The organism is Serratia odorifera, from assembly GCF_041448735.1.
Lineage (GTDB): Bacteria > Pseudomonadota > Gammaproteobacteria > Enterobacterales > Enterobacteriaceae > Serratia_F > Serratia_F odorifera.
In genome coordinates, this window is record NZ_JBGMUT010000006.1 from 220,653 (window position 1) to 227,540 (window position 6,888).

5 protein-coding genes and 4 tRNA genes are annotated in these 6,888 nt (G+C 56.9%); all 9 read left to right on the top strand.

Translation table 11 applies throughout. The annotated features are described in order from the left end of the window. The first annotated feature begins 1 nt into the window (after position 1). The 9 genes from wzxE to ACCC84_RS16660 all read left to right on the top strand — a co-directional run bounded on the left by wzxE (position 2) and on the right by ACCC84_RS16660 (position 6,774). Positions 2 to 1,252 (top strand): lipid III flippase WzxE, encoded by a 1,251-nt coding sequence (gene wzxE / locus ACCC84_RS16620; protein ID WP_004957335.1) that lies wholly within the window; start codon positions 2 to 4, stop codon positions 1,250 to 1,252. Further along, positions 1,249 to 2,334, top strand: coding sequence for a TDP-N-acetylfucosamine:lipid II N-acetylfucosaminyltransferase (locus ACCC84_RS16625; protein WP_004957337.1), 1,086 nt, complete (start codon positions 1,249 to 1,251; stop codon positions 2,332 to 2,334). Before wzxE ends, ACCC84_RS16625 begins: the two co-directional genes overlap by 4 nt. After that, complete coding sequence (gene wzyE / locus ACCC84_RS16630; protein WP_004957338.1) at positions 2,331 to 3,704, top strand: ECA oligosaccharide polymerase; 1,374 nt, start codon at positions 2,331 to 2,333, stop codon at positions 3,702 to 3,704. Before ACCC84_RS16625 ends, wzyE begins: the two co-directional genes overlap by 4 nt. Positions 3,705 to 3,718: 14 nt before the next feature. Further along, positions 3,719 to 4,459, top strand: a complete 741-nt coding sequence (gene wecG / locus ACCC84_RS16635) for a lipopolysaccharide N-acetylmannosaminouronosyltransferase (RefSeq protein ID WP_004957341.1) — start codon at positions 3,719 to 3,721, stop codon at positions 4,457 to 4,459. Positions 4,460 to 4,738: 279 nt separating this feature from the next. Next, the gene (gene thrP, locus ACCC84_RS16640) at positions 4,739 to 6,142 is read left to right on the top strand and encodes a bifunctional threonine/serine APC transporter ThrP (RefSeq protein ID WP_004957344.1); all 1,404 of its coding nucleotides are present in this window, start codon (positions 4,739 to 4,741) and stop codon (positions 6,140 to 6,142) included. A gap of 135 nt (positions 6,143 to 6,277) precedes the next feature. Next, positions 6,278 to 6,354, top strand: a tRNA-Arg gene (locus tag ACCC84_RS16645). 59 nt (positions 6,355 to 6,413) lie between these two features. Then, positions 6,414 to 6,489: transfer RNA gene (locus tag ACCC84_RS16650), tRNA-His, on the top strand. Positions 6,490 to 6,535: 46 nt separating this feature from the next. Beyond that, positions 6,536 to 6,622 (top strand) — tRNA-Leu (locus ACCC84_RS16655). A gap of 75 nt (positions 6,623 to 6,697) precedes the next feature. Beyond that, positions 6,698 to 6,774, top strand: a tRNA-Pro gene (locus ACCC84_RS16660). The last annotated feature ends 114 nt before the right edge of the window (positions 6,775 to 6,888 follow it).

Here is a 6,888-nt window from a genome sequence, read left to right on the forward strand (position 1 = left end):
TATGTCGTTGGCAAAAGCATCGGTCTGGACCGCCGGCTCTACGCTGATCAAGATTGGCGTGGGGTTGCTGGTGGTCAAATTGCTGGCGGTGGCGTTCGGCCCCAGCGGCGTTGGCCAGGCGGGTAACTTCCGCCAGTTGATTACCGTGCTCGGCGTGCTGTCCGGCGCCGGGATTTTTAATGGCGTCACCAAGTACGTGGCGGAGTTTCACCAGGATCCGCAGCGCCTGCGCATGGCGGTCGGCACCGCGTCCAGCATTGTGCTCGGCTTTTCGACGCTGCTGGCGTTGGTGTTTCTGTTTGCGGCACAGCCGATCAGCATTGGGCTGTTTGGCCATGCGCAATACGTCAACGTGATACGCGCGGTGGCGTTTATTCAGATGGGCATCGCCTACGCCAACCTGTTTTTAGCCATTCTCAAGGGCTATCGCGACGCGATGGGTAACGCCGCTGCGGTGATTGGCGGCAGCCTGATTGGCGTTGTCGCCTTTGTCATCTGCTTCAAACTGGGCGGTTACGAGGGGGCGCTGGCCGGACTGGCGCTGGTGCCGGCGCTGGTGGTGCTGCCGGCGGGCATACTGCTGTGGCGGCGCGACAACCTGCCGTTGCGCTATCTGGCGCTGGCATGGGACAAGGCGTTGGCCAGCCATCTGGGCAAGTTCACCATCATGGCGCTGATCACCTCCGTGACGCTGCCGGTGGCCTATGTCATGATGCGTAACCTGCTGGCGGCGCATTACAGCTGGGACGAGGTGGGGATTTGGCAGGGGGTGAGCAGCATTTCCGATGCCTACCTGCAGTTTATCACCGCATCGTTTACCGTTTATCTGCTGCCGACGCTGTCGCGTTTGAGTGACAAAGGGGCGATTACCCGCGAAATCGTCCGCTCGCTGACGTTCGTGCTACCAGCGGTGGCCGCCGCGAGCTTTGCCGTCTGGCTGCTGCGCGATTTCGCCATCTGGCTGCTGTTTTCGGACAAGTTTATCGCCATGCGCGATCTGTTCGCCTGGCAACTGGTGGGCGACGTGCTGAAGGTCGGCGCCTACGTGTTTGGTTATCTGGTGATCGCCAAAGCGTCGCTACGTTTTTACCTGTTGGCCGAAGTCAGCCAGTTTGTCCTGCTGACGGCGTTCGCGCATTGGCTGATCCCGCTGCACGGGGCGTTGGGCGCGGCACAAGCCTATATGGCCACCTACATCGTGTATTTCACGCTGTGTAGCCTGATATTTATTCTTTATCGTAGACGAGTATGACCATACTGATTCACGTACTGGGATCTGATATCCCTCATCACAATCAGACCGTGCTGCGCTTCTTCAATGACGTGCTGGCAACCCGCCTGCCATCCCGGCAGGTGAGCCATTTTATGGTCGCGGCGCAGGACGTGGCGGCGTTGGGGCAGTTTCCTGCGCTGACGATCGAGAGCTTTCCGGACAAGAAAAGCCTGGCGCAGGCGGTGATAGCTCGCGCCGGCGCCGATCGCGACAGCCGTTACTTCTGGCATGGACAGTTCAACCCCACGCTATGGCTGGCGCTGCTAAGCGGTAAAATCGCGCCGCGCCAGGTGAGCTGGCATATCTGGGGCGCGGATCTGTACGAAAACGCCACCAGTTGGAAGTTCCGGCTGTTCTATCTGCTGCGCCGTATTGCACAAGGGCGGGTTGGACACGTGTTTGCCACGCGCGGCGATCTGATTCATTACCAGCAACGCCACGCCCGGGTACCGGCGTCGCTGCTGTATTTCCCGACCCGTATGGATCCGGCGCTCACCGGCGTGGAAGTCGAAAAAAACCTCGCCGGTCCGATGACCATTCTGGTGGGTAACTCCGGCGACCGCACCAACCGCCATATAGAAGCGCTGACCGCTATCCACCAGCAGTTTGGCGCTGGCGTGCGGGTGATAGTACCCATGGGCTATCCGGCCAACAACGACGGCTATATCGAACAGGTGCGGGCGGCGGGTGTGCAGCTGTTCGGCGACAAAAACCTGCAGTTGCTGACCCGGCAGGTGGCGTTCGACGATTACCTGAACATGCTGCGCAGCTGCGATCTGGGGTACTTTATCTTTGATCGCCAGCAGGGTATCGGCACGCTGTGCCTGCTGATTCAGTTTGGCGTGCCGTTCGTGCTCAGCCGTCAGAACCCGTTCTGGCAGGATCTGGCCGAACAACATTTGCCGGTGCTGTTCTACGGTGACTCGCTGGATGAAGCGGTGGTACGCGAAGCGCAGCGCCAGTTGGCAGCGGTCGACAAGCAAGACATCGCCTTCTTCAATCCGAACTACGTCGATGGCTGGCAGCAGGCGTTGGCGCTGGCTGCGGGAGAAACGCCATGACGCTAGCGCAATTTGGTGGGTTGTTTGTCGTTTACCTGATCGGTCTGGTGTTTATTCTCACCCTGACCTATCAGGAGTTTCGACGCATTCGCTTTAACTTCAACGTGTTCTTTTCGTTGCTGTATCTGCTGACGTTTTTCTTCGGCTTCCCGTTGAGCTGCCTGCTGGTGTTTCAGTTCGGTGTGGAAATCGTGCCGGTGGAGTATCTGCTGTATGCGCTGCTGTCCGCCACCTGCTTTTATGCCATTTATTATGTCAGCTACAAAACCCGCTTGCGCCAGCGCAGCCGCGAAGTACGCAAGCCGGTGTTTAGCATGAACCGGGTGGAAACCAACCTGACCTGGGTACTGTTGGCGCTGGTGGCTATCGGTACCGTCGGCATTTTCTTTATGCAGAACGGTTTCCTGTTGTTCAAGCTAAACTCCTATAGCCAGATTTTCTCCAGTGACGTGTCCGGCGTGGCGCTCAAGCGCTTTTTCTATTTCTTTATTCCGGCGATGCTGGTGGTGTACTTCCTCAAACAGGACGTGCGCGCATGGTTCTTCTTCCTGGCGGCCACGGTGTCGTTCGGCATTCTGACCTACGTCATCGTCGGCGGCACGCGCGCCAACATCATCATTGCCTTTGCCCTGTTCCTGTTTATCGGCATCGTACGCGGCTGGATTACGCTGTGGATGCTGGCGGCCGCCGGGGTGTTCGGCATTGTCGGCATGTTCTGGCTGGCGCTGAAGCGCTATAGCCTCGACGTCAGCGGCGCAGAGGCGTTTTATACCTTCCTGTACCTGACGCGCGATACCTTCTCGCCGTGGGAAAACCTGGCGTTGCTGCTGCAAAACTACGACAAAATCGATTTCCAGGGGCTGGCGCCGATCGTGCGCGATTTTTACGTGTTCATCCCTTCCTGGCTGTGGCCGGGCCGGCCGGACGTGGTGCTCAATACCGCCAACTACTTTACCTGGGAAGTGCTGGAAAACAATTCCGGGTTGGCGATCTCGCCGACGCTGATCGGTTCGCTGGTGGTGATGGGCGGGGCGCTGTTTATTCCGCTGGGGGCGGTGGTGGTCGGTTTGATCATCAAATGGTTCGACTGGCTATATGAGCTGGGACGCAGCGAAGAGAACCGCTATAAAGCGGCTATTCTGCAAGCCTTCTGTTTTGGCGCGGTATTTAACATGATTGTGCTGGCGCGCGAAGGGCTGGATTCGTTCGTCTCGCGCGTGGTGTTCTTCTGCCTTATTTTTGGCGCCTGCCTGGTGCTGGCGAAACTACTGTACTGGCTGTTTGATGCGGCGGGGTTGATCAAGGCGCGGGTGATGCGTTCCCGTACGCTGCAACAGGCCGCCGCCCCGCGCGCTGACGGATTACTGTAAGGGTAACAATAACAATGGAAACAAAGGTTTCGGTTCCTCAATATGCGCTGCGCGGTTTTCGCCTATGGGGGTTCCGTAATATGGCGCACTGTCTGGATTTTTTGTTCGACGGCGGCAAGATGAAGCAGGGCACCCTGGTGGCGATGAATGCGGAAAAGCTACTGGCGGCCGAGCAGGATGCCGAGTTACGCGCCTTGCTGGACGGCGCGGAGTATAAGTACGCCGACGGTATCAGCATGGTGCGGGCAATGCGCCGCAAGTTTCCCGGCGCCGAGGTTTCACGCGTGGCGGGGGCCGATCTGTGGGAGGCGCTGATGCAGCGTGCCGGTCAGCAAGGCACGCCGGTGTTCTTGATTGGCGGCAAGCCGGCGATACTGGCGGAAACGGCAGACAAACTGCGCCGCCAATGGCAGGTGAATATCGTCGGCACGCAGGACGGTTACTTTAAGCCGGAGCAGCGTGACGCGCTGTTTGCGCGTATTCACGCCAGCGGGGCGGCGATCGTCACCGTGGCGATGGGGTCGCCGAAGCAGGAAATCCTGATGCGTGACTGCCGAGCAGTACATCCACAGGCGCTGTATATGGGCGTGGGTGGCACTTACGACGTCTTTACCGGTCACGTCAAGCGCGCTCCCAAGGTTTGGCAGAACATGGGACTGGAGTGGCTGTATCGGCTGCTTAGCCAACCGAGCCGCATCCGCCGGCAGATCAAACTGCTGAGATTCGTCGCTTACTATTACGGCGGCAAATTGTAACGCCGTTACCGGGGCGGCTTATGCTGCTCCGGCCTTCAATAGTGTTTAAATATCCTGCTTTTTGCATAAATACCCAGCATATCTATAACCTGCCGTTACTATTTTCCCTCTGCTTATTTCATAACATTTTAAATTGCGGTTTGCTTATAGCGGCAAAATACGGAACGATCGCGCCCCACGGCCTTAAACCACGGGTCTGGCACCATTTTGGCCGCAGCTGGCCGGTTAAAACTATAACGACAGACGCAAACACGGCAAAAGAGTAACGACAGAGGAATTATGGCAAGCAAAGAAAAACCGCAGGGGCTACAGCGTGGGCTGGAAGCCCGACACATCGAACTGATTGCGCTGGGTGGCACTATTGGCGTCGGCCTGTTCATGGGATCGGCCAGTACCTTGAAATGGGCGGGGCCTTCGGTGCTGCTGGCTTACATCATTGCCGGGCTGTTTGTGTTCTTTATCATGCGTTCGATGGGCGAGATGCTGTTCCTGGAGCCGGTAGCCGGTTCGTTCGCGGTATACGCACATAAGTACATGAGCCCCTACTTTGGCTATCTGACCGCCTGGGGATACTGGTTTATGTGGATCGCGGTCGGCATTTCGGAAATTACCGCTATCGGCGTCTACGTACAGTTCTGGTTCCCGGAAATACCGCAATGGCTGCCGGCGTTGATTGCCGTGGCGATGGTGGCATTGGCCAACCTGGCGGCGGTGCGTTTGTACGGTGAGTTGGAGTTCTGGTTCGCCATGATCAAGGTCACCACTATTATCGTGATGATCCTGGTGGGGCTGGGGGTGATTTTCTTTGGTTTCGGCAACGGCGGCCAACCGATTGGTTTTGCCAACCTGACGGCGCACGGCGGCTTCTTTGCCGGTGGCTGGAAGGGATTCCTGTTTGCACTGTGTATCGTGGTCGCTTCTTATCAGGGCGTGGAACTGGTGGGCATTACCGCCGGTGAGGCCAAAAATCCACAGGTGACGTTAAAGCGCGCGATCAACAACATCCTGTGGCGCATCCTGATTTTTTACGTCGGGGCGATTTTCGTGATCGTTACCATCTTCCCATGGAACGGCATCGGCACCGCTGGCAGTCCGTTTGTGCTGACCTTTGCCAAAATCGGCATTGTGGCCGCCGCCGGCATTATCAACTTCGTGGTGCTGACCGCCGCGCTGTCCGGCTGTAACAGCGGCATGTACAGCGGCGGGCGCATGCTGTACGCGTTGGCCAACAATCGCCAACTGCCGGCGGTGCTGACCCGACTCTCCGCCAGCGGCGTGCCGGTCTACTGTATCGCCGTGACCATTGCCTGCCTGTTGCTGGGGTCGGCGTTGAACTACCTGATTCCAAACCCGCAACAGGTGTTCGTCTATGTCTACAGCGCCAGCGTGCTGCCGGGCATGGTGCCATGGTTCGTGGTGCTGATAAGCCAGCTTTACTTCCGTCGTGCGCATCAGGAGGCGATCAAGACCCACGCCTTCAAGTCGATCATGTTCCCGTACATAAACTATCTGACCATTGCTTTCCTGCTTTGCGTGCTGGTTGGCATGGGAATCAATCCGGATACGCGTATTTCACTGCTGGTCGGAACGATTTTCCTGGCGCTGGTCAGTCTGTGTTACGTTGTTTTCGGCATGCACAAGAAACAGCATCAGGCTGAAATTCGGCCAGAAAAGCAGCAATAAGCGATGGAAACAGGCTACGGACAGCCCTTTCCTGCGTTGGACTGCGCAAAGCGTAATCAAACACAACATTTCTGCGAAAAAGCACTAGACAGGATTGGGATAAAACCGTAGTATCCCCACCCGCAACGGCGCTACGCGCCCGTAGCTCAGCTGGATAGAGCGCTGCCCTCCGGAGGCAGAGGTCTCAGGTTCGAATCCTGTCGGGCGCGCCATTAAGTTTGTGCGCAAGAGCTGCGGTGGTATCATTACCGCGTGAAGTAGTAAAGAAATGGTGGCTATAGCTCAGTTGGTAGAGCCCTGGATTGTGATTCCAGTTGTCGTGGGTTCGAGTCCCATTAGCCACCCCACTTTACCCAAGGGGTAAAGAAAGAGTAAAAGCGATTTTGTGACAGTGCGAAGGTGGCGGAATTGGTAGACGCGCTAGCTTCAGGTGTTAGTGTTCTTACGGACGTGAGGGTTCAAGTCCCTCTCTTCGCACCACACAAAATGTCTGATAAATTTTAATATTTACATAGACATAAGCTTTGAAATTGCGTAGTATCAGCAACACAGAATCGGCGAGTAGCGCAGCTTGGTAGCGCAACTGGTTTGGGACCAGTGGGTCGGAGGTTCGAATCCTCTCTCGCCGACCACTTTCAAAGAAACCCGCTTTTAAGCGGGTTTTTTTACGCCCGGATTTTATAAGAGGATGAAGACAAAACTGTCGGGAACAGTTTTGAACAACGCCTCGGCGTTGGCCCGCAGGG

Coding starts and splice junctions, on each gene's coding strand:
- wzxE (WP_004957335.1), top strand. CDS start 2: ATGTCGTTGGCAAAAGCATCGGTCTGGACCGCCGGCTCTACGCTGATC.
- ACCC84_RS16625 (WP_004957337.1), top strand. CDS start 1,249: ATGACCATACTGATTCACGTACTGGGATCTGATATCCCTCATCACAAT.
- wzyE (WP_004957338.1), top strand. CDS start 2,331: ATGACGCTAGCGCAATTTGGTGGGTTGTTTGTCGTTTACCTGATCGGT.
- wecG (WP_004957341.1), top strand. CDS start 3,719: ATGGAAACAAAGGTTTCGGTTCCTCAATATGCGCTGCGCGGTTTTCGC.
- thrP (WP_004957344.1), top strand. CDS start 4,739: ATGGCAAGCAAAGAAAAACCGCAGGGGCTACAGCGTGGGCTGGAAGCC.